General features: G+C 66.7%; 26 protein-coding genes, 2 tRNA genes and 1 pseudogene. 9 read left to right on the top strand and 20 right to left on the bottom strand.

Annotated elements, in window-relative coordinates:
- Position 1 precedes the first annotated feature (1 nt).
- Positions 2 to 685 (top strand): alpha/beta hydrolase, encoded by a 684-nt coding sequence (locus ACO07Z_RS05480; protein WP_421697744.1) that lies wholly within the window; start codon positions 2 to 4, stop codon positions 683 to 685.
- Here ACO07Z_RS05480 and ACO07Z_RS05475 read toward each other — a convergent pair.
- Positions 678 to 1,163: a hypothetical protein gene (locus ACO07Z_RS05475; RefSeq protein ID WP_421697743.1), complete on the bottom strand. Its 486-nt coding sequence runs from the start codon at positions 1,161 to 1,163 to the stop codon at positions 678 to 680. The two genes, ACO07Z_RS05480 and ACO07Z_RS05475, sit on opposite strands and share 8 nt — an antisense overlap.
- A gap of 46 nt (positions 1,164 to 1,209) precedes the next feature.
- Positions 1,210 to 1,286, bottom strand: a tRNA-Lys gene (locus ACO07Z_RS05470).
- A gap of 223 nt (positions 1,287 to 1,509) precedes the next feature.
- On the opposite strand from ACO07Z_RS05470, the gene wrbA reads away from it, so the two are divergent.
- Entirely contained in the window at positions 1,510 to 2,106 is a 597-nt protein-coding gene (gene wrbA / locus ACO07Z_RS05465; RefSeq protein WP_307017549.1) for an NAD(P)H:quinone oxidoreductase type IV, read from the top strand.
- A 141-nt stretch (positions 2,107 to 2,247) separates the two neighbouring features.
- On the opposite strand, the gene tgt is transcribed toward wrbA, so the two are convergent.
- The 7 genes from tgt to gyrA form a co-directional block, all read right to left on the bottom strand.
- Positions 2,248 to 3,402, bottom strand: coding sequence for a tRNA guanosine(34) transglycosylase Tgt (gene tgt, locus ACO07Z_RS05460; RefSeq protein ID WP_421697742.1), 1,155 nt, complete (start codon positions 3,400 to 3,402; stop codon positions 2,248 to 2,250).
- Positions 3,399 to 4,484 (bottom strand): tRNA preQ1(34) S-adenosylmethionine ribosyltransferase-isomerase QueA, encoded by a 1,086-nt coding sequence (queA, locus tag ACO07Z_RS05455; RefSeq protein ID WP_421697741.1) that lies wholly within the window; start codon positions 4,482 to 4,484, stop codon positions 3,399 to 3,401. Before queA ends, tgt begins: the two co-directional genes overlap by 4 nt.
- An 82-nt stretch (positions 4,485 to 4,566) precedes the next feature.
- Positions 4,567 to 5,025 (bottom strand): peptidylprolyl isomerase, encoded by a 459-nt coding sequence (locus tag ACO07Z_RS05450; RefSeq protein ID WP_421697740.1) that lies wholly within the window; start codon positions 5,023 to 5,025, stop codon positions 4,567 to 4,569.
- Between the two features lie 31 nt (positions 5,026 to 5,056).
- Entirely contained in the window at positions 5,057 to 5,623 is a 567-nt protein-coding gene (locus ACO07Z_RS05445; protein ID WP_421697739.1) for a peptidylprolyl isomerase, read from the bottom strand.
- A 41-nt stretch (positions 5,624 to 5,664) separates the two neighbouring features.
- A complete protein-coding gene (gene coaD / locus ACO07Z_RS05440; protein WP_421697738.1) occupies positions 5,665 to 6,174 on the bottom strand; it encodes a pantetheine-phosphate adenylyltransferase in 510 nt (169 codons plus the stop codon).
- Between the two features lie 99 nt (positions 6,175 to 6,273).
- Entirely contained in the window at positions 6,274 to 7,311 is a 1,038-nt protein-coding gene (locus tag ACO07Z_RS05435; RefSeq protein WP_421697737.1) for an alpha/beta hydrolase family protein, read from the bottom strand.
- 92 nt (positions 7,312 to 7,403) lie between these two features.
- Positions 7,404 to 10,187, bottom strand: coding sequence for a DNA gyrase subunit A (gene gyrA / locus ACO07Z_RS05430; RefSeq protein ID WP_421697736.1), 2,784 nt, complete (start codon positions 10,185 to 10,187; stop codon positions 7,404 to 7,406).
- Positions 10,188 to 10,462: 275 nt separating this feature from the next.
- Between gyrA and ACO07Z_RS05425 the strand changes: the two genes are divergently transcribed.
- Positions 10,463 to 11,089, top strand: coding sequence for a MarC family protein (locus ACO07Z_RS05425; protein WP_421697735.1), 627 nt, complete (start codon positions 10,463 to 10,465; stop codon positions 11,087 to 11,089).
- A gap of 147 nt (positions 11,090 to 11,236) precedes the next feature.
- On the opposite strand, the gene ssb is transcribed toward ACO07Z_RS05425, so the two are convergent.
- Positions 11,237 to 11,800: a single-stranded DNA-binding protein gene (ssb, locus tag ACO07Z_RS05420; RefSeq protein ID WP_421697888.1), complete on the bottom strand. Its 564-nt coding sequence runs from the start codon at positions 11,798 to 11,800 to the stop codon at positions 11,237 to 11,239.
- A gap of 273 nt (positions 11,801 to 12,073) precedes the next feature.
- Between ssb and ACO07Z_RS05415 the strand changes: the two genes are divergently transcribed.
- Both ACO07Z_RS05415 and uvrA read left to right on the top strand, forming a co-directional pair.
- Positions 12,074 to 12,226, top strand: coding sequence for a hypothetical protein (locus ACO07Z_RS05415; protein WP_421697734.1), 153 nt, complete (start codon positions 12,074 to 12,076; stop codon positions 12,224 to 12,226).
- Between the two features lie 97 nt (positions 12,227 to 12,323).
- The gene (gene uvrA, locus ACO07Z_RS05410; protein WP_421697733.1) at positions 12,324 to 15,227 is read left to right on the top strand and encodes an excinuclease ABC subunit UvrA; all 2,904 of its coding nucleotides are present in this window, start codon (positions 12,324 to 12,326) and stop codon (positions 15,225 to 15,227) included.
- A 34-nt stretch (positions 15,228 to 15,261) separates the two neighbouring features.
- Here uvrA and ACO07Z_RS05405 read toward each other — a convergent pair whose 3' ends face one another.
- A complete protein-coding gene (locus ACO07Z_RS05405) occupies positions 15,262 to 16,350 on the bottom strand; it encodes a COX15/CtaA family protein (RefSeq protein WP_421697732.1) in 1,089 nt (362 codons plus the stop codon).
- A gap of 153 nt (positions 16,351 to 16,503) precedes the next feature.
- Between ACO07Z_RS05405 and ACO07Z_RS05400 the strand changes: the two genes are divergently transcribed.
- Positions 16,504 to 16,746: a DUF2842 domain-containing protein gene (locus ACO07Z_RS05400; RefSeq protein ID WP_421697731.1), complete on the top strand. Its 243-nt coding sequence runs from the start codon at positions 16,504 to 16,506 to the stop codon at positions 16,744 to 16,746.
- A gap of 9 nt (positions 16,747 to 16,755) precedes the next feature.
- Here ACO07Z_RS05400 and ACO07Z_RS05395 read toward each other — a convergent pair whose 3' ends face one another.
- Together ACO07Z_RS05395 and ACO07Z_RS05390 are read right to left on the bottom strand one after the other, a co-directional pair.
- A complete protein-coding gene (locus ACO07Z_RS05395) occupies positions 16,756 to 18,234 on the bottom strand; it encodes a lipopolysaccharide biosynthesis protein (RefSeq protein WP_421697730.1) in 1,479 nt (492 codons plus the stop codon).
- A 92-nt stretch (positions 18,235 to 18,326) separates the two neighbouring features.
- Positions 18,327 to 18,404: transfer RNA gene (locus ACO07Z_RS05390), tRNA-Pro, on the bottom strand.
- A 132-nt stretch (positions 18,405 to 18,536) separates the two neighbouring features.
- On the opposite strand from ACO07Z_RS05390, the gene ACO07Z_RS05385 reads away from it, so the two are divergent.
- The gene (locus tag ACO07Z_RS05385) at positions 18,537 to 19,205 is read left to right on the top strand and encodes a nitroreductase family protein (RefSeq protein WP_421697729.1); all 669 of its coding nucleotides are present in this window, start codon (positions 18,537 to 18,539) and stop codon (positions 19,203 to 19,205) included.
- Here the strand turns inward: ACO07Z_RS05385 and ACO07Z_RS05380 are convergent.
- A complete protein-coding gene (locus ACO07Z_RS05380; RefSeq protein ID WP_421697728.1) occupies positions 19,178 to 20,719 on the bottom strand; it encodes an aldehyde dehydrogenase family protein in 1,542 nt (513 codons plus the stop codon). The genes ACO07Z_RS05385 and ACO07Z_RS05380 overlap by 28 nt on opposite strands.
- A gap of 390 nt (positions 20,720 to 21,109) precedes the next feature.
- Here ACO07Z_RS05380 and ACO07Z_RS05375 point away from each other — a divergent pair, with 390 nt between their 5' ends.
- Positions 21,110 to 21,484: a septal ring lytic transglycosylase RlpA family protein gene (locus ACO07Z_RS05375; RefSeq protein ID WP_244450897.1), complete on the top strand. Its 375-nt coding sequence runs from the start codon at positions 21,110 to 21,112 to the stop codon at positions 21,482 to 21,484.
- Between the two features lie 717 nt (positions 21,485 to 22,201).
- Here the strand turns inward: ACO07Z_RS05375 and ACO07Z_RS05370 are convergent.
- The 6 genes and pseudogenes from ACO07Z_RS05370 to ACO07Z_RS05345 all read right to left on the bottom strand — a co-directional run.
- Positions 22,202 to 22,492: pseudogene (locus ACO07Z_RS05370) on the bottom strand (MerR family transcriptional regulator); the annotation flags it as partial.
- Positions 22,489 to 22,794, bottom strand: coding sequence for an integration host factor subunit alpha (locus tag ACO07Z_RS05365; protein ID WP_244376685.1), 306 nt, complete (start codon positions 22,792 to 22,794; stop codon positions 22,489 to 22,491). The gene ACO07Z_RS05365 and the pseudogene ACO07Z_RS05370, both read right to left, overlap by 4 nt.
- 98 nt (positions 22,795 to 22,892) lie before the next feature.
- Entirely contained in the window at positions 22,893 to 23,864 is a 972-nt protein-coding gene (locus tag ACO07Z_RS05360) for a beta-ketoacyl-ACP synthase III (protein WP_421697727.1), read from the bottom strand.
- Entirely contained in the window at positions 23,861 to 24,940 is a 1,080-nt protein-coding gene (plsX, locus tag ACO07Z_RS05355; protein WP_421697726.1) for a phosphate acyltransferase PlsX, read from the bottom strand. Before plsX ends, ACO07Z_RS05360 begins: the two co-directional genes overlap by 4 nt.
- A 121-nt stretch (positions 24,941 to 25,061) precedes the next feature.
- Positions 25,062 to 25,601 carry a YceD family protein gene (locus ACO07Z_RS05350; RefSeq protein WP_421697725.1) on the bottom strand — a complete coding sequence of 180 codons (540 nt, stop codon included), beginning with the start codon at positions 25,599 to 25,601 and terminating at the stop codon, positions 25,062 to 25,064.
- On the bottom strand, positions 25,598 to 26,161 hold the full coding sequence (locus ACO07Z_RS05345) for a ubiquinol-cytochrome C chaperone family protein (RefSeq protein WP_421697724.1): 564 nt from the start codon (positions 26,159 to 26,161) through the stop codon (positions 25,598 to 25,600). Before ACO07Z_RS05345 ends, ACO07Z_RS05350 begins: the two co-directional genes overlap by 4 nt.
- 206 nt (positions 26,162 to 26,367) lie before the next feature.
- Here ACO07Z_RS05345 and ACO07Z_RS05340 point away from each other — a divergent pair, with 206 nt between their 5' ends.
- Positions 26,368 to 26,904, top strand: a complete 537-nt coding sequence (locus tag ACO07Z_RS05340) for an outer membrane protein assembly factor BamE (protein WP_421697723.1) — start codon at positions 26,368 to 26,370, stop codon at positions 26,902 to 26,904.
- Positions 26,905 to 26,919: the final 15 nt, after the last annotated feature.

Below are 26,919 nucleotides of genomic sequence, written 5' to 3'. Positions count from 1 at the left end.
AATGAAGCTGACGCGCCGTCTGTTCACTCTCACCGGCCTCGTCGGCCTCACTGTCCACCTCACCGCACTCACTGGTCACGCCACTTCGGCGCACGCGCCGCATCATGGCCAGACCGCCGCTGCGCCGCTGCCGTCGCGCGCCGACACCCATGTCTATCTGCTGCGCGGGCTATTTGGCGTGTTCTCGCAAGGACTTGACGCGCTGGCGCAGGAATTGGTGGCGCAGGGCTGCCATGCCGAGCTCTATGGCTGGGACGAGGCGCAGCAGGTGATTACGCTGATCGAGCGGCGGGAGGTCGAAGGCCATGAGGGACCGACGATTCTCATCGGCCACTCGCTCGGCGCAAACGCGGTGATAAATGTCGCTAACACGTTGCAGAATCAGGGGATTGCGGTCGATCTCGCGGTGACGTTCGACGCCACCGACCCCGCTCCGGTGCCGGAGAATGTCGCGATTCTGATCAATTTCTGGGCCGCCGACGGCTTCGGCGAGCCGGTCGAGGCGTCGCCCGGCTACACCGGCGACCTTGAAAACATTGATCTTTCCGGCCAGCCGGGCATCGACCATACGAGCATCGACTCGATGGACCCAGTTCCACCAGACCGTCATCGCGCGGCTGGAAAGCCTCACCGGAAACTAGACCGCCGGCTCCCGAAAAGAGAGCCGGCGCAAGGACTTACTTGAGCGCGGCGTCGACCGCCTGGCGCACGAAGGCTTCCGGCGAAATCTTCGCCGCCGCCGCCTTGGTGTTGATGGCGTTGAGGATTTCCGGCGGGAAGGGAACGTCGAGAATCACCGCGTCGGCGCTGTCGAGCGAATAGACGGTGCGCACGACACGCGAGGCGAAGCTCGTCACAGCCTGGGTCTTCTGCGCGTCGGAGAGGCCGGATTTCGCAGCAACTGTAGGGCAGTAGGCCGTAATGACGCCGTCGATGATCAGGCCGGAGGAAAAGCCGGCGGCGCGCAGACCATCCACCGCCGCATCCAGCGCCTCCGGCTTGTCGAGCCCATCGCCCGTGGGCAGCACGGACTTGATCGTCGCCGCCTGCGCGGCTTCGAGCGTGCTCTTCGGGCACTCGAAAGCGCCGGCCGCGAGAGCCGGCTGCGCCGCCCCCAGGGCAAGAGCGAAAACCGAGGCCGGGAGAAACGGTGCGTAGGACATCTCAACTCCTGCTACGGAAACGGCTTCCAGAATATGCCTTTGCGCGTGGTGAGCCCGCTGGGACTCGAACCCAGGACCTCATGATTAAAAGTCACGCGCTCTAACCAGCTGAGCTACGGGCCCCCACGAAAAGCGGACTTAAGGGTTTCGCACCGCGATGGCAAGCGGACGGCGCGTCGCGGCGGCACCTATCAAGAGCCTGATGACCGCGCCAAATGTTTCATATTGCACGCATGCAAGAGCGACACGTCGATCATGCCGCTTCCGGTGCGGCTTTGGCACGATTAGCGTGCAGCCATGACATTCGGGAGGGCCGCCGGCCCTCCCTGGGGCAAGGAGACGACACATGGCCAAAGTTCTGGTGCTGTATTATTCGACCTACGGTCACATCGAGACGATGGCGGAAGCCGTTGCCGAAGGCGTTCGTGAGGCGGGCGCCGAGGCGGTGGTGAAGCGGGTGCCGGAGACGGTGCCGGAGGAGATCGCCCGGCAGAACCACTTCAAGCTCGACCAGAAGGCGCCGGTCGCCACGGTGGACGAACTCAAAGACTACGATGCCATCATTTTCGGCGCCCCGACCCGCTTCGGCACGGTCGCCTCGCAGATGCGCAGCTTTATCGACCAGACCGGCGGACTGTGGTTCACCGGCGCGCTGGTGGGCAAGGTCGGTTCGGTGTTCACCTCCTCCGCCACCCAGCACGGCGGACAGGAATCCACCATTCTCGGATTCGTGCCCACCCTGCTGCACCATGGCATGGTGGTGGTTGGCCTGCCCTACGCCTTCCAGGGCCAGATGGGTGTTGATGAGATCAAGGGCGGCTCGCCCTATGGCGCGTCGACGATCGCCAATGGCGACGGTTCGCGTCAGCCTTCCGAGGTCGAGCTGGCCGGTGCCCGCTTCCAAGGCAAGCACGTCGCCACCATTGCGGCCAAGTTGGCCTGATCACACGTGTTCTGAGCACGTATAGAGTGGTCATCCCGGCCGAAGTGAGACTTCGTACCGGGATGACTTTCGAAATCCCCTTGGGGCTCACGCGTGTTGCCTGAGCACGTCCCGGTGGCATGTGCTGATCGCTGAGTGCCGTCAGCGCGCCGGAATATCCCCGCGCGCCCACCCCTCTTTCACCTCGGCCTTGAACGCCTCGAACCGGCCTTCGGCGATGGCGGCGCGGATGCCGGCCATCAGGCTCTGGTAATAGGCGAGGTTCACCCAGGTGAGCAGCATGGAGCCCAGCATCTCGTCGCAGCGCACGAGGTGATGCAGATAGGCGCGCGAATAGTCCCGCGCCGCCGGGCAGTCACTCTCTTCGTCCAACGGGCGAGGGTCCTCGGCGTGGCGGGCATTCTTCAGGTTGATCTTGCCGAAGCGGGTGAAGGCCTGCGCATGCCGCCCGGCGCGGGTTGGCATCACACAGTCGAACATGTCGACGCCGCGCGCCACGCTTTCGATGATGTCGTCCGGCGTGCCGACGCCCATGAGATAACGCGGCTTTTCCGCTGGCAGTATGGGCGTCACCACCTCCAGCATCGCCAGCATCACATCCTGCGGTTCGCCGACCGCGAGGCCGCCGATGGAATAGCCGGGGAAGTCAATGTCGATCAGGCCCCGCGCCGATTCGATCCGCAACTCCGTGTCGTCGCCGCCCTGCACGATGCCAAACAGCGCCCGGCCCTTCGGCTGTGCCTCGAAAGCCTTCTTCGAGCGCTCCGCCCAGCGCAGCGACAGGCGCAGGGCGCGGGCAATCTCGTCCTTCGAGGCCGGGAGCCGGACGCATTCATCCAGTTGCATCTGGATATCCGCACCCAGCAGCCCCTGAATTTCGATCGAACGCTCAGGCGTCAGCTCGTGATAGGCGCCGTCGATATGCGAGCGGAAGGTGACGCCCTTCTCGCTCATCTTCCGCAGCCCTGCCAGCGACATGACCTGGAAGCCACCGGAATCGGTGAGGATGGGATGCGGCCAGCGCATCATCTCATGCAGCCCGCCGAGCCGGGCGACGCGCTCGGCGCCGGGGCGCAGCATCAGGTGATAGGTGTTGCCGAGCAGGATGTCGGCACCGAGCTCGCGCACCTGCTCGGGATACATACCTTTCACAGTACCGGCGGTTCCCACTGGCATGAAGGCGGGCGTGCGCACCACACCGCGCGGCGTCACCACCTCGCCGAGCCGGGCGGCACCGTCGGTGGCGTGCAGGCGATAGTGGAAATCGGTCGGATCAGACGTGTCGAGATGGGTCATGGCCGGGCTTGTGGCAGCAAAAGGCAGGCATCGCCATAGGAATAGAAGCGGTAGCCGCTGGCGATGGCGTGGGCATAGGCGCGTTTCTGCGTCTCATGACCAATGAACGCCGCGACCAGCATCACCAGCGTCGAACGCGGCAGGTGAAAATTGGTCAGCATCCCGTCGATGAAGCGGAAGCGTGTGCCGGGGGTGATGAAGATATCCGTTTCACCGCGCCAGGCGCTGAGAACTCCCTCTTGCGAGGCGGCACTCTCGATCAGGCGGGTGGCCGTGGTGCCGACGGTGACGACCTTGCCGCCCCGCGCCCGCACCGCGTTCAGCGCGGCCGCAGTTGTGGGAGAAACCTCGCCCCATTCGGCATGCATCCGATGGTCGGCCGTGTCGTCGGCTTTGACAGGAAGAAAGGTCCCAGCGCCGACATGAAGGGTGACGCGATGGGTCTCGACGCCGCGCGAGGCCAACCGCTCGATCAACTCGGGGGTGAAGTGCAGCCCCGCTGTCGGCGCGGCGACCGAACCCTCATGGGCGGCGAACATGGTCTGGTAGTCGGCCCGGTCCTGCGCGTCGTCGGCGCGTTTCGCGGCGATGTAGGGCGGCAGCGGGATATGTCCGATGGCGGCGATAGCGGCATCGAGCGCCGGACCGGCGGCCGCGAAGCGAACGGTGACCTCGCCCCCCTCGCCTTTCGCCTCAATGCGGGCGGCGAGAGTGGTGTTACCGTCAGCGGCGGTGAACTCTATGGTGTCGCCGGGCGCCAGCCGCTTGCCGGGACGCGCGAGCGCCAGCCACCTGTCCGGGCCGAGGCGCTTATGCAGCATGGCTTCGACCTGCACCCCTTCGCCCTGTGAGGTGGCACGGCGGCGGATGCCGTCGAGACGTGCCGGCAGCACGCGGGTGTCGTTGACGACGAGTGCGTCGCCGGGTGCCAGCAGTTCCGGCAGATCGCGCACCTGCGCGTCGGTCAGTTCCGGGTCCGCGCCGGCGCGCACAACGAGCAGCCGCGCCGCATCGCGCGGCGAGACGGGCCGCAGCGCTATGCTCTCGGGCGGCAGATCGAAATCGAACAGGTCGACACGCATGGAAGGCCCGGCTCTTACAAAAGGCGATCCCGGACGCGCTCACGCGCATCCGGGACAGCGTTATGCCTCAACGTCGCGGTGATCAGGCGGAAAGGGTCGCCTTGACGATCTTGTCCGGGTTCTGCACCGGCTCGCCGCGCTTGATCTTGTCGACATTCTCCATGCCTTCGATCACCTCACCCCACACGGTGTACTGCCCATCGAGGAAGCCGGCATCGGCGAAGCAGATGAAGAACTGGCTGTCGGCGGAATCCGGGTGCTGGGCGCGGGCCATGGAGGCGGTGCCGCGCACATGGCGTCCCTTGTTGAATTCAGCCTTCAGATTCTTGCCCGAGCCGCCGCGGCCGGTGCCGGTGGGATCGCCGGTCTGGGCCATGAAGCCGTCGATGACGCGGTGGAAGACCACGCCGTCGTAGAAGCCCTGCTTGGCGAGTTCGCTGATGCGCGCGACATGGCCGGGCGCGAGGTCCGGGCGGAAGCGGATCTTGACCGGCCCCTGCGTCGTTTCGAGCAGCAGCGTGGTTTCAGCGGTGTCGGTCATGTGTCTCTCCTTTATTGGAAGGTTGACGGCGTCACTTGACGTCCGCAGCCACCTTCATCGAGATGATCTTGTCGGGGTTCTGCACCGGCTCGCCGCGCTTGAGCTTGTCGACGTTCTCCATGCCGGACACGACCTGGCCGATCACGGTGTACTGGCCGTTGAGGAAGGGCGCATCGCCGAAGGTGATGAAGAACTGCGAGTTGGCGCTGTTCGGGCTGGAGGCGCGTGCCATGCCGACGGTGCCGCGCTTGAACGGCACGTTGGAGAACTCGGCCGGAAGGTTCGGATAGCGCGAGCCGCCGGTGCCGTTGCCATATTGGCCATCGCCCGTCTGCGCCATGAAGCCTTCGATGACGCGATGGAACGGCACGTTGTCATAGTAGCCTTCGCGCGCCAGCGTTTTGATGCGCTCGGCGTGCTGGGGGGCGATATCCGGGCGCAGCACGAACACCACAGGGCCCTTGGTGGTCTGCATGATGATGGCGTTCTGCGGGTCGACATTCGGCGGCAGCTTGGGCGCCTGCGCCGAGGCCGGAGCGGCGGCGACCATGGCCAGCGCGCAGGCGACGGAGAAGGCAGCGAGAAGGCGTCGGATCATGGGCATGAACTCCGTTGAGCGATGGCGGGGACCGCCCGCCGCTAGGCCCCGCGCCCGAACCGACCGCGCAGGCGGACGAGAACGGGACCGGGCACGAAGGCGGAAACATCCCCACCCATGGCTGCGATCTGCCGCACCAGCGTGGCGGTGATGGGGCGGGCAATGGGAGAGGCCGGCAGGAAAACGGTCTGCACGCCGGGTTTCAGCGTCGCGTTCATTCCGGCCATCTGCATTTCATAGTCGAGATCGGTGCCGTCGCGCAGGCCGCGGATGAGGAGGCTGGCGCCATGGGCCTCGGCGGCATCGACGACGAGCGTATCGAAGGTGACGCAGTCGAGCCGGGCGCCCTCCTCGCGGGCGATGGGCGCAAACACCTCGCTCAACATCTCCAGCCTCTCGGCCGGCGCGAAGAGCGGCGCCTTGCCGGGATGGATGCCGACGCCCACCACCAGCCGGTCCACCAGCCGCGCGGCGGCACGCGCGACCTCGACATGGCCGTTGGTCGGCGGGTCGAAGGAGCCGGGGTAGAAGGCGGTGCGCATGGCGCTCATCTCGGGCCTCTCGGTGCGCGGCAAGGGTTAGCGGTCTCGCGGCCCGGACGCAAGCCGCGGTGGTTTCCACCTCGCCACCGGTGACTGTGTCGCCTCCGCTCAGGGGGCGACGAGCTCGGTATCGAGAAAATGCAGTACGGCGTCGGCCACCTGCGCGTGGAGGGCAGCGCGCCCCTCCGCGGCGGTGCCGTTTTGGCAGACCGGACCATCGCCCTGCTTCTCCGCCTCCAGCAAAGCGACCGCCCCCGGCTTGCAGAGGGGCAGGAAGGTGAAATGCGTCGCGCCCTCCAAGGCGATATAGCGTCCCAGGCCGAAAGGGAGATGAGCGGCGAGATAACGCGACTCCAGGGCGGCGGGCACCTGCGCGTCGCCCTCGCCCGCCGACATCACCAGCACGGGCACCTTCAAGGCGGCAAGGCTCTCCGGCGTGAAGCCGCGCGCCAGCCCGAGATCGAGCGCTACCGCCGCACCGACGCGCCGGTCGGCGAGATCACCGGCCAGCAGCGCGCGCGCCTCGGCCGTGCTTCCCGCGTCAAGCCGACCAAATATCTCGCAGGCCGCGAGCTGGGCATGAACCTCGCAGTCCGCCGCGAAACGGACCGGATCGAAATGCGCGCCAGCGAGAGCCATTGCCGTCCAGCCGCCGAGAGAATGGCCGATGACGCCGACCTTGTCGGCATCCGCACCGAAGGCGGGGTCGCGGGTGATCCGGTCGATCAGCCGGGACAGATCGCGCGGCCGTTCCCATAGTCGTGCGCCAGTATCGGGCCTGAGGTTGCGGCTGGTGGTGCCGGGATGATTCACCGCCGCGACGACATAGCCATGCCGCGCAAGCGTGACCGCCAGCCAGGCTTGGTTACCGAGATTACCGCCAAAGCCATGCGAGAGCACCACGAGACGGTGGCGGCCAGCGGCCGGGGCGGCGTCGACGATGACGGATTCGCCCACCAATGCCGCGTTGTCGCCGATCAATGTCTCAGGGCCCGACGCCGATGTCGGATACCAGACCGCCGCTTCCAGCGGGCGCTCCGGCATCTCAACGAGGCTCAGTCGGCGAAAGCCGACACTGTCGGCGCGCGCGACTCCAGCGCTGATCACCATGAAGGCAAGCGCGACAAGGAGGATAAGGGGGCGCATGGGCGATGACACTCGGATGGGTCACGATATGAGGCGTGGAAACAAGAACGGCGCCTTCTGGCGCCGTTCCGTGTTCTCATCATGGCCTTGGCTCAGCTCGCTGCGTCTTCGCCCGCCGCCTCGCCGCCCAGCGCCTCGTCGCCTTCTTCCTCCGTGACGCGCTCGACGGAAACGACCTTCTCGTCCTCCGCCGTGTCGAACACGATCACGCCTTGGCTGCCACGCCCCACGGTGCGGATGCCGTTGACGGGGCAGCGGATGAGCTGGCCACCGTCGGTGACGAGCATGATCTGATCGGCGTCCTCCACGGGGAAGGAGGCGACCAATGGGCCGTTGCGGTCATTGACCGCCATGGCGACAATGCCCTTACCGCCGCGCCGCGTGGTCCGGTACTCGTAGGACGAGGTGCGCTTGCCGTAGCCATTCTCCGAGAGCGTCAGAATGAACTGCTCAGCCGCGCCCATGGCGACATAGCGCGCTTGGTCGATATCCGCCGGCCCGGAAACGGCCTCTTCCGCGTCCGGCTCGACGATCTCGGCCTCAACGATCTCGCCCTCCTCGCCATTCGCCTCCACGCCGTTCTGGCTGCGGCGGATGGCGTTGGCGAGCTTGATATAGGCGGCGCGCTCTTCCGCCGTCGCCTCGACATGGCGAATAATGGCCATGGAAATGAGCCGATCGCCTTCTTCCAGCTGGATACCGCGCACGCCCATGGAATCGCGCCCCTTGAAGACGCGAACCTCGGTGACGGGGAAGCGGATGCACTGGCCATTGGCGCTAGTCAGCAGCACGTCATCGGCCTCGGTGCAGAGCTGCACGCCGGCGATGGACTCGCCGACTTCCAGCTTCATCGCGATCTTGCCGTTGCGGTTCACATTGGTGAAATCGGACAGCTCGTTCCGCCGCACCGTGCCGGAATTGGTGGCGAACATGATCTGAAGCCGGCTCCACGCCTCCTCGTCCGGCAGCGCCATGATCGAGGTGATGCGCTCGCCCTCAGTGAGCGGCAGAATGTTCACCAGAGCCTTGCCGCGCGACTGCGGCGCCGACATGGGCAGGCGCCAGACCTTCAGCTTGTAGACCTGCCCCTTGGACGAGAAGAACAGCACCGGCGCATGGGTCGAGGCAACAAAGAGACGGGTGACGAAATCTTCGTCCTTGGTCTGCATCGCCGAGCGGCCCTTGCCGCCGCGCCGCTGCGCGCGATAGGTCGACAGCGGCACACGCTTCACATAGCCGGCATGGGAAACCGTGACGACCATGTCTTCGCGGGCGATCAGATCCTCGTCCTCGAAATCGCCCTCGGCTTCGGTGATCTCGGTCTTGCGCGGTGTGCCGAATTCCGCCTTCACCGCCAGCAATTCATCCTTGACGATGCCGCGGATGCGCTCGCGGCTGGCGAGAATGTCGAGATATTCCCGAATCTCCACCGCGATCTTGTCGAGCTCGTCCGCCACCTCGTCGCGTCCCAGCGCGGTGAGGCGCTGCAGGCGCAGATCGAGGATCGCGCGCGCCTGCTCGGCGGAGAGGCGATAGGTGCCGTCCTCGGCGAGACGGTGACGGGGATCGTCGATCAGCGCGATCAGCGGGGCAACATCCATCGCCGGCCAATGCCGTGTCATCAGCGCTTCGCGCGCCGAAGCGGGATCGGGCGAGGTGCGGATGGTGTGGATGATCTCGTCAATATTGGCGACGGCAATGGCGAGGCCGACCAGCACATGCGCACGGTCGCGGGCCTTGCGCAGCAGGAACTTGGTCCGCCGGCTGACCACGTCCTCGCGGAAGGCGACGAAGGCGGTCAGCAGGTCCAGCAGGTTCATCAACGCCGGCTTGCCGCCGTTCAGCGCCACCATATTGGCGCCGAAGGACGTCTGCAGCGCGGTCATGCGGTAGAGATTATTGAGCACGACATCCGCCTGGGCGTCGCGCTTGATCTCGAACACCACCCGCATGCCTTCGCGGGAGGATTCGTCGCGAATCTCGGCGATGCCCTCCAGCCGCTTCTCGCGCACCAGCTCGGCGATGCGCTCGATCATCGTCGCCTTGTTCACCTGATAGGGAATTTCGGTGACGATGATGGCGTCGCGGTCCTTGCGGATTTCCTCGATCGTCGCGCGCGAACGCATGACGATGGAGCCACGGCCGGTGAGATAGGCCTGGCGTATGCCGCTGCGTCCAAGAATGAGCGCGCCAGTGGGGAAGTCCGGCCCCTGAATATAGTCGAGCAGCCGCTCCACATCGAGCGAGGGATCGTCGATCAGCGCAACGCACGCATCCACCACCTCACCAAGATTGTGCGGGGGAATATTGGTCGCCATGCCAACCGCGATGCCGCCGGCACCGTTGACCAGAAGATTGGGGAAGCGGGCCGGCAGGACCGTCGGCTCCTGCTCGCGGCCGTCGTAATTGTCCTGGAAATCGACCGTGTCCTTGTCGAGATCGTCCAGCAGGTTCATTGCCGGCTTAGCGAGCCGGACCTCGGTGTAGCGCTCGGCCGCCGGCGGGTCGCCATCGACGGAACCGAAATTGCCCTGGCCGTCGATCAGCGGCAGGCGCATCGAGAAGTCCTGCGCCAGGCGCACCAGCGCGTCATAGATCGCCTGGTTGCCGTGCGGATGGTACTTGCCCATCGTATCGCCGGTCACACGCGCCGATTTATTGTAGGGACGCTCGGGCGTGTAGTTGTTCTCGCGCATGGAGAACAGGATGCGGCGATGCACCGGCTTCAGACCGTCGCGCACGTCGGGGAGCGCGCGGGAGACGATGACGCTCATCGCATAGTCGAGATAGCTGCGGGACAGCTCCTCGGTGATCGAGACGGGCCGGATATCCGAAGGGCCGCCGCCCTCCGGGTTGAACGTGTCGGAATCGGACAAGGAATCGTCTTTCCGTGGTTGCGGAACGTGTGTGTCTGTTTAGACGATTCCGCCCGGAAAGGCCAGCACGGTGGCGTTTTCGACGACGCCAAAACACTTTATCTGCCAATGCCTTACAGGCTCAATTCCACAACCCCGCGGGAAGGTGGCGAAAGCGTGGCGCCGCGTCTGGCCAAGCCGTGTCGTTTGAGGGGCCTTGGCAGGCCCGCGCGGGGGCGATCTTATAGGATGCTACCGTCGGCGGGGCGCCATGACGGAAGGCGGAAGGTGGCGACGTGCTCGACTATATGTTCTCGGCAATCGTGACCATGGCGGTTGTGATCGACCCGATCGGCCTCGCGCCTCTGTTCCTGGCGGTGACATCAGACCTGACGGCGACGGAACGTCGGTTGGTGGCGCTCCGTTCGGCCGCCATTGCGCTGGCGATATTGGTCACGTTCGGCCTTGTCGGCGCGCCGCTTCTGGCCGCGCTGGGCATCACCCTGCCCGCCTTCCGCATCGCCGGCGGGCTGTTGCTGTTCGCGATCTCTTTCGAGATGGTGTTCGGGCGACGGACCGAGCGCAAATTCGATGCCTCGGAAGTGGCGCAGCGCGAAAAGCTGCTGCGCACCCTGGCCGTGTTTCCTCTCGCCATCCCGTTAATGGCAGGCCCCGGCGCCATCACGGCCATGCTGCTGCTGGCGGGCGAGGCGCATGGCGACCCGGCACGGCTCGCGGCGCTGTTTACCATCACCGCGCTGGTGATCGCGAGCTGCCTCGCCGTCTTCCTCGCAGCCCGTCGGATGGACAGGCTGCTCGGTGTCACCGGCAACGCCATCCTCTCGCGCCTACTGGGTGTGGTGCTGACCGCGCTAGCGGTGCAGTTCGTGATCGACGGGATTCGGGCGTCGTTCCTCACCTGAAGCGCGCGGGCCTCGGGTGTCGCATCATACCATAGCGTCGACCCCCGCCGGTTTCCGCAAGCCGCGCGACAGCAAGGCGGCTCGCGCCAATAGACGTAAGCGCTGACGGGTGGGCGTTTTGCCCAGCGTCAGCGCGGCAGCCCTGACTTAGAAGGGGATTTCGTCGTCGAGGTCACCGCCGGAGCCGCCGGCCGAACCTCCGCCGAACTTGCCGCCGCCCGCGCCGCTCGCCGGCGCCGGACGCCGCTCGCCACCGAAGGAGCGTCCGCCGCCCGAACCGCCGCCATAGCCACCGCCGGAGCCGAAATCGCTGCTCCCGGCGCTGTAGTCGTCGCCGCTGGCGCCTTCCGCGCCGCTGCCGCGGCTGTCGAGAATGGTGAGCTCACCACGGAAGGGCCTCAGCACGATTTCGGTGAAATAGCGCTCGCCGCCATTCTGGTCGGTGGCCTTGCGGGTCTCGATCTGGCCTTCAATATAGACCTTGGAACCCTTGCGCAGATACTGCTCCGCGACCCGCAGCAGGTTCTCATTGAAAATCACCACGCTGTGCCACTCGGTGCGCTCCTTACGCTCGCCCGAGGCCTTGTCGCGCCACGTTTCCGAGGTCGCGATGCGCAGATTGCACACGCGTCCGCCATTCTGGAACGTCCGCACTTCGGGGTCGCGGCCGAGATTGCCGATCAGGATCACCTTGTTGACGCTGCCCGCCATCTTGTCCTCCGAAACTGCCGGACGCCCGCTCTGGCGCGCGCTCGTGAAAGGGAACGCATAGTAGACCAGCCCGCGCCCGGCCGCGCGCCTGGGGCCTGTGATTGTCCACTGCTTTGCGGTCACGCGGCGCAGTGAAGCATCGATCAGGAACATTGTTCTTGTTCTGTTCCTAGCATTGTGTCTAAGCTGCTGCAAGAGTGCTGAGTCGACATTGCGAAGCGCGCGCGCCGGACTATGTTTACCCTGTGTTCTAAAAGGGAGCCTGTCCCCATCATGACCCAGATGCGCCGCCCCCCGCGCGCCCGTGCCATCGCCATCCGTGCTGAAGAGGCGCGGCAGGCGTTGATCCGCCGGGCCTTTTTGGCCGTAGCCGGCGCACTTGCTGTCGCGGCGGGTCTGGCAGCGCTGCACGGCGTCGGGGGCTGATCCCTTCGCCGGGCGGGCCTCGTCGCCGTAATGTGCCGCCCTGCAAAATCTGTTGTTCGGCGTAGCTGCCCGTAGAAACCGGCGAGAAGAGTTCGGAATGAAGGACCGCGTGGATCTCCCGCGCCGCGATGCCCGCACGATTGCGATCCGGGGCGCGCGCGAGCACAACCTCAAGAATGTCGATCTCGAAATCCCGCGCGACAGCCTGGTGGTGTTCACCGGCCTGTCCGGATCGGGCAAGTCGTCTCTAGCCTTCGACACCATCTATGCCGAGGGTCAGCGCCGCTATGTCGAGAGCCTCTCGGCCTATGCGCGCCAGTTTCTGGAGATGATGCAGAAGCCGGATGTCGACCAGATCGACGGCCTCTCGCCAGCCATTTCCATCGAGCAGAAGACGACCTCGAAGAATCCGCGCTCGACGGTCGGCACCGTCACCGAGATTTATGACTATATGCGCCTGCTCTGGGCGCGCGTGGGCGTGCCCTATTCGCCGGCCACCGGATTGCCGATCGAAAGCCAGACCGTCAGTCAGATGGTCGACCGGGTGCTCGCCCTGCCGGAGAAAACCCGCCTTTACCTGCTCGCGCCCGTGGTCCGGGGTCGCAAGGGCGAGTACCGCAAGGAGCTGGCCGAATTCCAGAAAAAGGGGTTCCAGCGGGTCAAGATCGACGGCGAATTCCATGAGATCGCCGACGCGCCGTCGCTCGACAAGAAGTTCAAGCACGATATCGACGTGGTGGTGGATCGCCTCGTCGTGCGGCCGGACATCGCCAGCCGGCTGGCGGATTCGTTCGAGACCGCGCTGGGTCTGGCTGACGGCATCGCGGTGATCGAGTTCGCCGACGAGAAGGAAGAGAGCGGCGACGCCCGCCGCATTGTGTTCTCGGAAAAATTCGCCTGCCCGGTTTCCGGCTTCACCATTGCCGAAATCGAACCGCGCCTGTTCTCCTTCAACAATCCGTTCGGCGCCTGCCCCACCTGCGACGGGCTGGGCCATGAAAGCAAGATCGACCCGAACCTCATCGTCCCGGACGCGGCCCGCTCGCTCAAGCAGGGCGCCATCGCGCCTTGGGCGAAATCGACCTCGCCCTATTACGGCCAGACGCTGGAAGCGATCGCCCGCCATTACGGCGTCAAGCTCACCACCCCCTGGGCGGAGCTGCCGGAGAATGTGCGCGCGGTGATTCTGCACGGCTCGAAGGCCGAGACCATCCGCTTCGTCTATAATGACGGCATGCGCGCCTATGAGACGGTGAAGACCTTCGAGGGCATCGTCACCAATCTGGAACGGCGCTGGCGGGAGACGGAAAGCGACTGGGCGCGCGAGGAGATCGGGAAGTATTTCTCCGCCGTGCCCTGCGCCTCCTGCCATGGCTACCGGCTGAAGCCCGAGGCGTTGGCGGTGAAGATCGCCGGCCGGCATATCGGCGCGGCGGCGGAGCTTTCCGTGCGCCACGCGCTGGAATGGTTCGCCACCCTCCCCGGCCAGCTCACCGACAAGCAGAACGAGATCGCCGCGCGTATTCTCAAGGAGATTCGCGAGCGCCTCGCCTTCCTGCTGGATGTCGGGCTGGATTATCTCACCCTCGCCCGCGCCTCCGGCACGTTGTCCGGCGGCGAGAGCCAGCGCATCCGTCTCGCCTCGCAGATCGGCTCGGGCCTCACCGGCGTGCTCTATGTGCTGGACGAGCCGTCGATCGGCCTGCACCAGCGCGACAATGAGCGCCTGCTCGGCACGCTGCGGCGGCTGCGCGATCTCGGCAACACGGTGATCGTGGTCGAGCATGACGAGGACGCCATCCTCGCCGCCGATTATGTGGTCGATGTCGGCCCCGGCGCAGGCGTGCATGGTGGGCGCATCGTGGCGCAAGGGACGCCGAAGGAACTCCTCGCCAACCCGAACTCGCTCACCGGCAAGTACCTGACCGGCGAGTTGGCAGTGCCGGTGCCCAAGCGCCGCAAGCCGAACCCCAAGCGCATGCTGCGGGTGGTGAACGCGCGCGGCAACAATCTGAAGAACGTCACCGCCTCGATCCCGCTGGGGCTGTTCACGGCGGTTACCGGCGTGTCAGGCGGCGGCAAATCAACCCTGCTGATCGACACGCTCTACAAGGCGGTGGCGCGGCGGCTGAACGGCGCCTCCGAGCCGCCGGCCCCACATGATGGGCTGGAAGGGCTGGAGCACCTCGACAAGGTCATCGACATCGACCAGTCGCCGATCGGCCGCACCCCGCGCTCGAACCCCGCAACCTATACCGGCGCCTTCACTCCGATTCGGGAATGGTTCTCCGGCCTGCCGGAAGCGAAAGCGCGCGGCTATGGGCCGGGGCGCTTCTCGTTCAACGTCAAGGGCGGCCGCTGCGAGGCGTGCCAGGGCGACGGTGTCATCAAGATCGAGATGCACTTTCTGCCCGATGTCTACGTCACCTGCGATGTCTGCAAAGGCAAGCGCTACAACCGCGAGACGCTGGAAGTTACCTTCAAGAACAAATCCATCGCCGACGTGCTCGACATGACCGTCGACGAGGGGGCGGAGTTCTTCAAGGCGGTGCCGGCGGTGCGCGACAAGCTGGAAACGCTCGCCCGCGTCGGCCTCGGCTATATCCATGTCGGCCAGCAGGCCAATACCCTGTCCGGCGGTGAGGCGCAGAGGGTGAAGCTCTCCAAGGAGCTGTCCAAGCGCGCCACCGGGCGCACGCTCTACATCCTCGACGAGCCGACTACCGGCCTGCATTTCCATGATGTGGCGAAGCTGCTGGAAGTGCTGCACGAGCTGGTCGAGCAGGGCAACACGGTCGTCGTGATCGAGCACAATCTCGAAGTCATCAAGACCGCTGACTGGGTGATCGACCTCGGCCCGGAAGGTGGCGATGGCGGCGGCGAGATCGTTGCGGCCGGGCCGCCGGAAGTGATTGCCAAGACTGACCGGAGCCATACCGGCCGGTTTCTCGCCGAGGTGCTGGCCCGCCGACCGCTGAAGCCGCGCAGCGCGGCGGAATAGGGGCGCGGCCCTTTCGGGTCGCGCCGCTGGCGCCTCAGGCGCCTTCCCGCAGACGCACCAGATTCACTGTCACCGCGATCAGCACCAGCGTAGCGCCGAACTGGTGCGTCAGCGCGATGTCGATCGGCACCTGGTGAATCAGGGTCAGGATGCCGAGCGCGGCCTGGGCGCAGACCAGCAGCAGGATCAGTGTCGCCCGCTGGCGCACCGCGCCGCCGATCCGCCGCGCGCTCAGCCAGTGGCCGAGCGCCAGCGCCAGCAGCACATAGGCGACGAGGCGGTGGTTGAACTGCACAGTGAGAACATTCTCGAACAGGTTCCGCCAGGCCGGCTGTTGCACGAACAGATTGTCGAGCGGCGGCACGAGATGCCCGTCCATCAGCGGCCAGGTGGTGTAGGTCAGCCCGGCGTCGAGGCCGGCGACGAGGCCGCCAAGGAATATCTGCAGCAGCACCACCGCGAACAGTATCCGCGCATAGCCCCGCAACCAGTCCGGCGACGCGCGCCGCTCCTGGGGCGGCTTGAGCTGGGTCGCTACCGCGACGATAGCGGCGAGAATGACGCAGGCGAGGGTGAGATGGGTCGCCAGCCGGTACTGGCTGACATCGACGCGGTTGACCAGCCCGGACGCGACCATCCACCAGCCGACCGCCCCCTGAAGGCCGCCCAGCACGAATAGGCCGGCGAGCTTCCAGCGCAGCGGCCGGTCGAGGATGCCGCGCCAGAGGAAGAACAGGAAGGGCAGCAGGAAGGCGAAGCCGATGACGCGGCCGAGCAGCCGATGACCCCACTCCCACCAGAAAATGTACTTGAACTCGGCGAGGCTCATGCCCCGGTTGATCTGCTGGTACTGCGGAATCTGCCGGTACTTGTCGAACTCCGCCTGCCACGCCGCGTCACTCAGCGGCGGCAGCGTGCCGGTCACCGGCTTCCATTCGGTGATGGAAAGGCCCGACTCAGTCAGCCGCGTGGCGCCGCCGACCACGACCATCAGCACCACCAGCGCCGCCACGAAATAGAGCCAGAGCCGCACCGGCCGCAGACGGTCGCCGGCGGAAGGTTCGCCGGCGCGTGGCACGGCGAGGTGACGGGGGACGTCGGTGGCGACGTGATCCTGAACCATAAGCGGGCGCTCCCTGCATTGGCGGCCGCCTGCCCCATCGGCCACCCCGCGCCGGGCCGCTTCCGCCCGGGCGTCGCGAGCGATATAGAGGCCGCTGCCCGCGCGCAACGGGACTCATTGTCTCGCGCCCGACCGTCCAGACCGGAGCCGCCCATGTCCGCCCCTCGTCCCGGCCTTTCCGCTCGCTCGCGCAAATTCGTCGGCACCGTGCTGCTGGTGTTTCTGGTGCTCGGCTGGGCGCTGGCGGCGATGGCGCTGGCGCAGGGGCGCGTCACCACCCTGCCGGCCCTCGGGCAATTCGTCGCCTATGTGGTGCTGGGTGTTGGCTGGATCGTTCCCGCGGGCCTGCTGATCCGCTGGATGCAGCGGCACGACCGCCGGTCAGAAACGCTTTGAACCGTTGCGTCAGGCGGCGCGTGACAAGGCGCGGGGCTCTGCTTCCGGCGTAAAGGTCACCATCGCAATCTCGCCGAAGCCGAGAGACGCGAGCGCATCGAAGGCCTGCACCGCGTCGGTCGCCATCCCGCCCGGCTGGGTGACGAGAATGGTGGTCGGGCTCAGAGAGGCGAGACGCTCCGCGCCCGCCATGCCGCCCAGAGGCGGCGCGGCCACGATCACGTGATCATAGGTCTGCTTCAACGCGGTCAGGATCAGCGGCAGCCGGTCGGCGGTGACCAAGCCGTCCGCCTCGCGCGCCCCGCGTCCCGGCGGGATGACGTGGCAGCGCGACGCGCTTTCGCGGTGAATGGCGTCCGAGAAACCGCAGACACCCGACAGAAGGTCGGTCAACCCCGGTGCGCGAGGATCGGCGGTCAGGCCGTCGAGGGTCGGCGAGGCGACGTCGAGGCAGACCACCACCACGCGCTGCTCCGTCCCGGCCAGCGAACGGCCGAGGGCAAGCGCGCAGCGGGCGATGGATTCGTGCGCTCGGCCGCCGGTGACGGTGACGAGCCGCGCCGCCGTTCCGCGCAGTTCGATCAGCCGGGCGAGGTCGGCCTGCTCGCGTTCGCGCGACAGCAGACGCAGCGGGCTGGTCAGTTCGGCGGAACTCGGGGATTCGCTGGAGTGCGCGCCGATCCAGGGAAGGTGCTGGCGCGGGCGCGGCGTCGTTTCCGGCAGCGGCACGGCACCATATTCGTGGCCCGGGGCGCCCTGGCGCCGGCGCAGCCAGCTCTGCAGGCCAAACACCAGCGCGAAAGTGCCGATACCGGCGAGAAGGCTGGAGAGGAGCGGTGTCGGCCAGCGCGCAACCGTGGCCGGTGCGGCATTGGCGATGATTCGGGCGGGCGCGGGCGCGGGGCCCTCCGGCTCCGCCGGGTGGACGCCGCGTGACTGGCGCAGTTCGACATAGGTTGCAGCAAGGGCATTGGCCACATCGGCAGAGAGCCGCGGGTCGGGCGAGACGACATCGATCGCCACCTGCCCTCCACCGATCTGCCGCACGTCCAGCCCGCGCTCCAGACTGCGCAAGGCCAGGGTCTCGCGCGAGAGCGGCGCCGCGTCGGCAGGCATCGCGAAACCGGCCAGTTGCAGGGCGGTGCCGGACAGCACGCCGGCGCCGCTGGCGGTGGGAGCGGCGAGGCGCGCCGTCAGGCGATGCGTTTCAATGGCCTGACGGGCAAAGTCCCGCGAGGTGAGAACCTTCAGGCTGTCCCGTCCCGCCGCCGCGTCGCGCCCGTCGATCCACAGCCGCGCACGGGATTCGTAGCGGGGAGCGGTGACCTCGCCGGCGATACCGGCCATGACGAGAGCGGCAAGCGTCGGCAGGATCAGTCCTCGCAGCAAGCGGCGCGCCGGCACGTACCGATTCCCGGAATCCGCGACGTCCGCCTCGGAGACGGTGCCGGCAGCCATCGGCGGAGTGCTTTCGCGGGGGTCGATCATGGGGCCTATTAGGCACCGCCATGGTTTCCACCGTGTTAAAGCGTCTCGACGTATCGGGAAGTGTCACCGGCTATTGGGGGTGCCGGTGAAAATGGTCGGAGCGAGAGGATTTGAACCTCCGACCCCTAGTCCCCCAGACTAGTGCGCTAACCAGGCTGCGCTACGCTCCGACGCCGTGAGGCGCCGTCTGTCTAGCCATTTGCCGGCCCTTATGCAAGCCGGGCCGTGCCCTGTGGACGACAGAGACGACGCCGGGCCGGGCGCGCGCTAGGATGGCCGCCCCTTCTCAAGGATGCGGACGGATGAATCACCCTTCCCATGCGCACGCTCTTGCCGCCGACGCGGCACCCACCGCGCCGCTGGACGTGCCCGCCAGCGCGGAGATGCTGGAGCGTTTGGAGAGGCGGCGCTCGCCGCCGCTGCGCGGGCTGGTGGAGCCGGGGCCGACGGAGGACGAGCTGCGGCGCCTGCTCGCCCTCGCCAGCCGCGTTCCGGACCATGGACGGCTTTGCCCCTGGCGGTTCGTGGTGGTGGCCGGCGTGGCACGCCAATCCCTTGGTGAGCGGCTCGATGCGCTTTATGCGCGGCAGAATCCGCAAGTGCCGCCGGCCAAGGGCGGTATGTGGACGCAATATCTGCTGCGTGCGCCGGTGACGGTGGTGCTGGTCAGCCGACCCGATCTGACCGCCAAGGTGCCGGAGTGGAATCAGGTGCTCTCGGCCGGTGCGGCGGGCATGGCGCTCACCGTGGGAGCGGCAGCAATGGGCTTTGCCACCCAGTGGCTCTTGAAATGGCCCGGGCGCGACCCGGAAGCCGCCGCTCTGCTCGGCGTGGGGGCGGGCGAACGGATCGCCGGCTTCATCCATATCGGCCGGCCAACGCGCATCACCGAGGACCGGCCAAGGCCGGCCCTCGACGACGTGGTGTCCTTTTGGACGCCGGATCAGTCGATGTCGAACGACACGCCCTGAGCCAGCGGCAGGGCGCGCGAGTAGTTGATGGTGTTGGTCGCACGCCGCATATAGGCCTTCCAGGCGTCGGAACCGGATTCACGGCCGCCGCCGGTTTCCTTTTCGCCGCCGAAGGCGCCGCCGATTTCCGCGCCCGAAGGACCGATATTGACGTTGGCGATGCCGCAATCCGAACCTTCCGCCGACAGGAAGGTCTCGGCCTCGCGCAGGTCATTGGTGAAGATCGATGAAGACAGGCCCTGCGGCACGCCATTGTGCAGCTTGATCGCTTCCGGCAGGCCGGTGCAGCGCAGCACATACAGGATCGGCGCGAAGGTCTCGTGCTTGACGATGTCGATCTGTTCGTCGAGCTCCACCAGCGCCGGGCGGACATAATAGGCGTCCGCATGGCCGCCGACCTGCACGCGCTCACCGCCATGCACGCTCCCGCCGGCCGCACGGGCGGCGTCGAGGGCGGCCTGCATCGCCTCGAAGGCCGCCTTGTCGATCAGCGGGCCGATCAGCGTGCCGGCCTCGCGCGGGTCGCCGATGCCGACCGAGCCATAGGCCTTGGCGAGGCGCGGCACCAGTGTGTCGTACACGCTCTCATGCACGATGAGACGGCGCAGCGTGGTGCAGCGCTGGCCCGCGGTACCCATGGCGGCGAAGGCAATGCCACGCAGAGCGAGGTCGAGATCCGCCGAGGGACAGACGATGGCGGCATTGTTGCCGCCGAGTTCCAGGATGGAGCGCCCGAAGCGCCGTGCGACCCGCTCGCCGACGATGCGCCCCATACGGGTCGAGCCGGTGGCAGAGACGACGGGAATGCGGGCGTCGTCGGTCAGTGCCGCACCGATCTCGGCGCCGCCGATCAGCAGCTGCGAAAGGCCTTCCGGCGCCGCGCCGAAGGCGCGCACGGCCCGCTCGAACAGCGCCTGCACGGCGAGCGCGGTGAGCGGGGTCTTTTCCGACGGCTTCCACAGCACGCTGTTGCCGCAGACCAGCGCCAGGGCAGCGTTCCACGACCAGACAGCGACCGGGAAATTGAAGGCGGTGATGATGGCCACGGGTCCTACCGGGTGCCAGGTTTCCATCATGCGATGGCCGGGGCGCTCGGAGGCGATGGTGAGGCCGTAGAGCTGGCGCGACAGGCCGACAGCGAAGTCGCAGATGTCGATCATCTCCTGCACCTCGCCGAGGCCTTCGGAGAGGATCTTGCCGGCTTCCAGTGTCACGAGGCGGCCGAGGTCGGTCTTGTGGGCGCGCAGTTCCTCGCCGAGCAGACGCACGAGCTCGCCCCGTCGCGGCGCCGGTACAGTGCGCCACGCTTCGAACGCGGCGACCGAACGCTCCACCGCCGCCCCCGCCTCGGCAGGGCTCGCTTCGGCGACGTGAGCGACGGTCTCGCCCGTTATCGGCGAGTGGACGGCCCGCGTGCCGCCGCGCCAATGCGCTTCAGGAACGCCCAGACCCTGCAGAAGACCGACCACCTCTTCCGCGACCGGCTTCATCGCGCCAGTTTCGTTCGTCGCCATTCTCACGCTCCTCGACAAATGGCCGCAGCCCGTCCGCTCAATAGCACCGCGTAGCCTCCGAAATCCATCATGGCTTTCGGATGACGGCGCTGTCTGACGCCAGCCTCAGATGAGCCCGACGCCGTCTCACAAATAGCGATTGCCACCTGAATTCAACATGTTGGCGAACAGGCTACAGAGCGCCTGGCCGCCCGTCCGGGCCAGCATCTAATCTGGGATAAGCGCAAATGGAGCGTTGCTCTTCTGGTACGCTTTATTATGATGCAAACAACGACATGCTTCGCCGCTGCGCGTTATAGCCACATTGTCGTGATGCCCCCGCCACAATTCCTTTTCATGCATCGCCTCCTCGCTAACAGGAGAAGGACGAAGGTATTGACGGCTTGGGGAATGGGACGGGTCGCCGGCGCGGCGTTCGCGACGGGGATCATCTTTCTCGCCGGCGGCAATGCTGCCCTTGCAAGTTCAAAGAAGACGAACATCACCGCGACGTCCGGCATGGCGTCCTATTACGGCTATGGCGGCCGCACCGCCAATGGGGAGCGGCACAGCGCCAAGGCCATGACGGCGGCGCATCGCAGCTTGCCCTTCAACACCCGGGTTCGCGTCACCAACAAGGCCAATGGCCGCTCGGTCGTGGTGCGGATCAACGACCGCGGCCCCTTCGTGAGGGGGCGCATTATCGACGTGTCGACCGCCGTCGCCGATCAGCTCGGCTTCCGCAGCCGTGGCGTGGCCAAGGTCGATATCGCCGTGGTTGACTGAAAAGAGAGGCCGATCGCGGACCGGGACGTGCGTTCAGTTGTCCCGGTCCCGCGCGGCGTCCAGCAGCCGCTGACAATCCTGCAATTCATGCAGCACCGCTTCGAGCCGCTTCAGGTCATCGCCACGTAGGGGCGTCGAGGCTACCGCCCCCATATGGACGCTGCCTGACAGTTCGTTCTCGGCACGGGGCGGATCAGGACGCACCCGCTCCGGCCCAAAACTCACCTCGTCCTCCGCCAGCGTCGCCGGACCGGCTTCCATGCGGCGGAATGGAAAAGCCGGCCGCGCCTCGTCCGGCATCGGCTCTCGGGCTGCACGTTCCTGCGGCAGGTGCGGCTCAGGGGCAGGCGTGTCGTCCGTCCGGTTGCCCCGACGGGGGCTGAAGAGCGAGGGATCCCCGTTCAAGAACGGATCCGTCCGCACGGTACGCGGTGGCGGTTCGAGATCAGCTAGCAGCGGCAAGTCGAACGGGGTGGGCTCGCTGTCCGGCCGACGCCGCGTGCGGCGCGACGAGGCATCCTCGGCGGGCCCGTAGGAGCGCCCGGGCAGAAGATCGAGCAAGCCACCATCCTTGTCGGCGCCCGCCTCGGCGCCGGGAGGCGCCGGGTACGTCGACGGCTCGTCACGGCCGAATAACGCGTCCGCCGCCGGTGGTACCTCCTGCTCTTCGCGCCGTTCCGGCTCGGGGGGCGCCCGTTCCTCTCCGTCGACCTCACGCGCGAGAGCCTGCACGTAGCGCGGGCCCTCTTCCTTCAGGATGCGCTGGACACCACGGATCGTGTAGCCTTCCCCGTAGAGAAGGTGGCGGATGCCGCGCAGGAGTTCCACATCGTCCGGCCGGTAATAGCGCCGACCACCGCCACGCTTGAGCGGGCGGATTTGCGGGAAGCGGGTTTCCCAGAAACGCAGGACATGCTGGGGGAGATCGAGGTCTTCGGCGACCTCGCTGATCGTGCGGAAGGCGTCAGGCCCCTTTTCCGCCCCCGGCTGGTCCTGTCGCGCGCTCACGACTCCGGCGAGGCCCGATTGATCTGCTGCTTGAGGATGTTGGAGGGCTTGAACACCATGACGCGGCGCGGGGCGATCGGCACTTCCTCGCCGGTCTTGGGGTTGCGGCCGATGCGCTCGCCCTTCTGGCGGACCACGAAGGAGCCGAAGGAAGAGAGTTTCACCGTCTCGCCGCGCGCCACGCAATCAGCGATTTCGGACAGCACGGTTTCGACGAGCGCCGCCGACTCCGTGCGCGAAAGCCCGACCCGCTGATAAACCGCCTCGCACAGATCGGCGCGCGTGATGGTGCGACCTGCCATTGCCGTATTCCCTGTCCCGTCGATGCCGATGTTACTAAACGCCAAACTAGGCGCCGTCGCCCGTGCCGGTCAACGGCGCTTCGCGCCTGTGGCGCGGATTACCAGCGCACGAGCGCCGACGCCCAGGTGAAGCCGCCGCCCATGGCCTCCAGCAGCACCAGATCACCGCGCTTGATGCGCCCATCGGCGTGTGCGGCGGCCAGCGCCAGCGGGATCGACGCGGCCGAGGTGTTGCCATGCTGGTCGACCGTGATCACCACCTTTTCCGGTGCGATACCGAGCTTGACGGCGCTGGCGTCGATGATGCGGCGGTTCGCCTGATGCGGAACGAACCAGTCGATCGTGTCGGCCGATTCACCCGTCGCCTCGAAGGCATCGACGATCACGTCGGTGATCATGCCGACCGCGTGGCGGAACACTTCGCGGCCTTCCATGCGCAGGAAGCCGACGCTCCGGGTGGAGGACACGCCGCCATCGACATAGAGCTTGTTCTTGTGACGGCCGTCCGAGCGCAGATGTGAGGTCAGGACGCCACGGCCCTCCTCCTCGTCCGGCACCGCCTCGAGCACCAGTGCGCCGGCGCCGTCGCCGAACAGCACACAGGTGGTGCGGTCTGACCAATCGAGGATGCGCGAGAAGGTCTCCGCGCCGATGACCAGGCAGCGGCGATAGGCGCCGGATTTCAAGAAGTTGTCGGCCGTCGCCAGCGCGAAGACGAAGCCCGAGCACACGGCCTGGAGATCGAAGGCTGCGCCATGGGTGATGCCGAGACCCGCCTGCACGCTGACCGCGGTGGCCGGGAAGGTGTTGTCGGGTGTCGACGTGGCGAGGACGATGAGGTCGATGTCGTCCGGCGTCAGCCCGGCATCGGCCAGCGCGGCGCGCGCGGCGTGGATGGCGAGATCGGAGGTCACCTCGCCTTCCGCCGCGATATGCCGCGTGCGGATGCCCGTGCGCTGGACGATCCATTCATCGGATGTGTCGACCATCTGCGCGAGGTCGGCATTGGTCAGACAGCGGGCCGGCAGATAGGAGCCGACACCACGCACGACGGAACGGATTGCACTCACGATGGAACCTGTAGCTCGTCAGAGACGGAGGCATCCGCAGCGCCGACATGGCTGACCTGCGGACGATCATTCATTCCCGCTTCAATACGGGAGAGAAGCTGGTAGCGGACCATGTCGTAGCCGATATCGACGGCCGAGGCGAAGCCTTCGGCATCGGTGCCACCATGGCTCTTGATCACGACGCCGTTGAGGCCGAGGAACACGCCGCCATTCGACTTGCGCGGATCGAGCTTTTCGCGGAGCGCCTGGAAGGCCCCGCGCGCCAGCAGATAACCGATCTTGGCCATGAAGCTGCGGCTGATCGCGCCGCGCAGGAACTCCGACACCTGCTTGGCGGTGCCCTCGGCGGTCTTGAGCGCGATATTGCCGGAGAAGCCCTCGGTGACGACCACGTCGACACTGCCGCGACCGATGTCGTCGCCCTCGATGAAGCCATGATAGGCGACGCCCGGATGGTTGGCCGCGCGCAGCGCGCCGGCCGCGTCCTTGACCTCTTCGACGCCCTTGATCTCCTCGACGCCGACATTGAGCAGGCCGACGGTCGGGCGCTCGATGTCGAAGACGATTCGGGCCATGGCCGCGCCCATGACGGCCATGTCGACGAGGTGCTGCGCCGTCGCTCCGATGGAAGCGCCGACATCCAGCACCACGCTCTCCCCGCGCATGGTCGGCCACAGGCAGGCAATGGCCGGGCGGCTGATGCCGGCCATCATCTTGAGGTTGACCTTGGCCATCGCCATCAGCGCGCCGGTATTGCCGGCAGAGACGGCGCAATCGGCTTCCTTCACCCGCACCGCATCAATGGCGCGCCACATGGACGAGACCCGCCGGCCCTGGCGTAGCGCCTGGCTCGGCTTGTCGTCCATCCGCACGACAACATCGGTGTGCACCACCGTGCTGGCCGCCGCCAGCTTCGGGCGCGTCCTGAGCAACTCGTTGATGCGGGGGGCGTCGCCATAGAGCAGGAAGGCGATGTCGGGATGGCGGGTAAGCGCAATCTCGGCGCCGGGGAGGACCACTTCCGGTCCATGGTCGCCGCCCATGACGTCGAGCGCTATTCGAACGGGCGAAGACATCTAGTGGCGGGGTCTCATTGGTCGGGTGGACGGCGGAGCGACGCCAGCGCCGCGCTGACGGCATGCCCGAGTTGAGCCGTCCTGACAATAGCGACGTTGCATTTCCCCGCCCTGCACCGGCTTAATCGGCATCGCCTCCACCGTCCCCGCGCAACTTGGCCAGCGCCGCGAAGGGAGACGCCTCCGCCGGTCCGGGCTCGGCCGGGCCTTGAAACTCCGCATCCGGCTTGCGCGGATAGGGATCGAGCCCGAGGGCGAGAAACTCCGCCGCGACTGCGCCGGCGTCGATAGTGCCATCGACCAGCGGGTCGGGCAGGTCGAGCTCCGACACATCAATCTCGGCACCGGGTCGAATTTCCGGCAGCTTCTCCGGCGGGGCGAAACGCAGGTCGATCGGCTCCGACACCTTGCTGTCGAAATCCTCCAGCGTCACCACGCAGGTCTGAGTGACGACCGCATCCACGCGGCCGGTGACATGAACCGTACCGCCCCGGCCGGGGGTCAGCGTCACGTCGGCCGTCAGCGCGGGAATGCCGGGGATGCCGAAATCCTTGGCCAGCGCCGCGCGCGTCGCGGCGTCCGGGGTGAGTTTCAGGGTCAGCCCGTCTTCGGGCAGGCTGGCGACGAGGACCGGTTTGGAAAGTGGTGAAGCGTCGGTCATGACGGGTCTGTCTCCGTGGAGCCGAGAGCGGCCGGCGGGGCCAGCGGGAAATCACCAGCGGCGAAGCGGGCGAAAGGGACCGCTCGCAATGCGGCCGCCGCCCCTATCATATACTGCGCGAAGGTGCGCGCCTCCTGTGCATCCGCCGTGCGGGAGCCATGGACATTGCGCAGCACCGCCTCGGCGAGCGCGCCGACGTCGCCCGCCTCGACAGGCGGCTCGTAGGCGGCGATGCGGCCATAGAACGCCTCGGCCACCTTTTTCATCTTCTTCGGCACGGTGAGGTCGCCTACCCCCATCTCCCGGAGATTGGCGTCCATGTCGGTGCAGAAGGCGTCGAACACGCCCTGTCCCAGGCCGCGGCGTTCCTCATCCTCGCTCTTGAGACGATGGAACAGCAGGAAGGCATGGACGAGGATCATCTCGAACCGGCCTTCAATGGTGTCGGGAACGGCGTAATCGGTGTAAAATACGGGCTGGCGCGAATGCGCCACGATCGCGCCATAGAGCCGCTGAATGGTCTCGCTTCCGTCATTCCGGCGGAAGAAACGCAGAATCATCGACGGCTCCTGCCTCATTGCCATGGCCGGCATGGCCCGGCTGGCGAGGTAGCGCGGGCGGCCGGCGCTGGCAACCCCGGCGGCCGGTTGCGACGGCGCCATGACCGGCGGCGGCCTCGATGGTTGCATCAGGGACCCGCCCTGTGCTTTCTGCCCCTGCCGCAACGCTTTCCGGCGAGGGCGGCACGAGCTTCGGAGTTGAGTGGATGGCATCGACGCACACGACGCGGAACAAGGCTCCCGGCACCCGGATGGCGACCTGGGCGTCGATAGCGATGGCCGGCGTGGGAGTGGTCGGGCTCACCGGCTGTTCCGGCGACATGCCCATGGCGACCGCCAATATGGGCCTGCCGCGCACGCCCACCAGCTTCGTGCAGGAACGGCAGCGCGGTTACGTCATCGCCCCGGAGGCATTGCAGCAGGTGCCGATCGGCTCCAGCCAGGAGCAGGTGCTGCTGGTGCTCGGCACCCCCTCCACCATCGCCACGGTCGACGGCGAGGTGTTCTATTACATCTCGCAAAAGGCCAAGAAGGTCATGTTCCTTCGGCCCGAGATCGTCGACCAGCGGGTCATCGCGGTCTATTTCGATCCGAAGGACAAGCGCGTCACCCGGATCGCCGATTATGGCCTAAAGGACGGCAAGGTGTTCGACTTCATCAGCCGCACCACGCCGACGGGCGGGTCGGAAGTCTCGCTGGTCGGCCAGATCTTCAACGCCACGAACTTCCGCCCGGGCATCTGATCCGGGCGCGGCTCC

The organism is Ancylobacter sp., from assembly GCF_965229075.1.
Lineage (GTDB): Bacteria > Pseudomonadota > Alphaproteobacteria > Rhizobiales > Xanthobacteraceae > Ancylobacter.
The sequence above is the reverse complement of the archived record's forward strand: the minus strand, read 5'-3'. Positions and strand labels throughout refer to the sequence as shown.

Coding starts and splice junctions, on each gene's coding strand:
- ACO07Z_RS05450 (WP_421697740.1), bottom strand. CDS start 5,025: ATGACCGACACCGCTGAAACCACGCTGCTGCTCGAAACGACGCAGGGG.
- ACO07Z_RS05380 (WP_421697728.1), bottom strand. CDS start 20,719: ATGGCGACGAACGAAACTGGCGCGATGAAGCCGGTCGCGGAAGAGGTG.
- ACO07Z_RS05400 (WP_421697731.1), top strand. CDS start 16,504: ATGTCCGCCCCTCGTCCCGGCCTTTCCGCTCGCTCGCGCAAATTCGTC.
- plsX (WP_421697726.1), bottom strand. CDS start 24,940: ATGTCTTCGCCCGTTCGAATAGCGCTCGACGTCATGGGCGGCGACCAT.
- ssb (WP_421697888.1), bottom strand. CDS start 11,800: ATGGCGGGCAGCGTCAACAAGGTGATCCTGATCGGCAATCTCGGCCGC.
- ACO07Z_RS05435 (WP_421697737.1), bottom strand. CDS start 7,311: ATGCGCCCCCTTATCCTCCTTGTCGCGCTTGCCTTCATGGTGATCAGC.
- queA (WP_421697741.1), bottom strand. CDS start 4,484: ATGCGTGTCGACCTGTTCGATTTCGATCTGCCGCCCGAGAGCATAGCG.
- ACO07Z_RS05415 (WP_421697734.1), top strand. CDS start 12,074: ATGACCCAGATGCGCCGCCCCCCGCGCGCCCGTGCCATCGCCATCCGT.
- wrbA (WP_307017549.1), top strand. CDS start 1,510: ATGGCCAAAGTTCTGGTGCTGTATTATTCGACCTACGGTCACATCGAG.
- ACO07Z_RS05345 (WP_421697724.1), bottom strand. CDS start 26,161: ATGATTCTGCGTTTCTTCCGCCGGAATGACGGAAGCGAGACCATTCAG.
- ACO07Z_RS05385 (WP_421697729.1), top strand. CDS start 18,537: ATGAATCACCCTTCCCATGCGCACGCTCTTGCCGCCGACGCGGCACCC.
- uvrA (WP_421697733.1), top strand. CDS start 12,324: ATGAAGGACCGCGTGGATCTCCCGCGCCGCGATGCCCGCACGATTGCG.
- ACO07Z_RS05365 (WP_244376685.1), bottom strand. CDS start 22,794: ATGGCAGGTCGCACCATCACGCGCGCCGATCTGTGCGAGGCGGTTTAT.
- ACO07Z_RS05405 (WP_421697732.1), bottom strand. CDS start 16,350: ATGGTTCAGGATCACGTCGCCACCGACGTCCCCCGTCACCTCGCCGTG.
- ACO07Z_RS05340 (WP_421697723.1), top strand. CDS start 26,368: ATGGCATCGACGCACACGACGCGGAACAAGGCTCCCGGCACCCGGATG.
- ACO07Z_RS05445 (WP_421697739.1), bottom strand. CDS start 5,623: ATGATCCGACGCCTTCTCGCTGCCTTCTCCGTCGCCTGCGCGCTGGCC.
- coaD (WP_421697738.1), bottom strand. CDS start 6,174: ATGAGCGCCATGCGCACCGCCTTCTACCCCGGCTCCTTCGACCCGCCG.
- tgt (WP_421697742.1), bottom strand. CDS start 3,402: ATGACCCATCTCGACACGTCTGATCCGACCGATTTCCACTATCGCCTG.
- ACO07Z_RS05375 (WP_244450897.1), top strand. CDS start 21,110: ATGGGACGGGTCGCCGGCGCGGCGTTCGCGACGGGGATCATCTTTCTC.
- ACO07Z_RS05350 (WP_421697725.1), bottom strand. CDS start 25,601: ATGACCGACGCTTCACCACTTTCCAAACCGGTCCTCGTCGCCAGCCTG.
- ACO07Z_RS05480 (WP_421697744.1), top strand. CDS start 2: ATGAAGCTGACGCGCCGTCTGTTCACTCTCACCGGCCTCGTCGGCCTC.
- ACO07Z_RS05475 (WP_421697743.1), bottom strand. CDS start 1,163: ATGTCCTACGCACCGTTTCTCCCGGCCTCGGTTTTCGCTCTTGCCCTG.
- ACO07Z_RS05395 (WP_421697730.1), bottom strand. CDS start 18,234: ATGATCGACCCCCGCGAAAGCACTCCGCCGATGGCTGCCGGCACCGTC.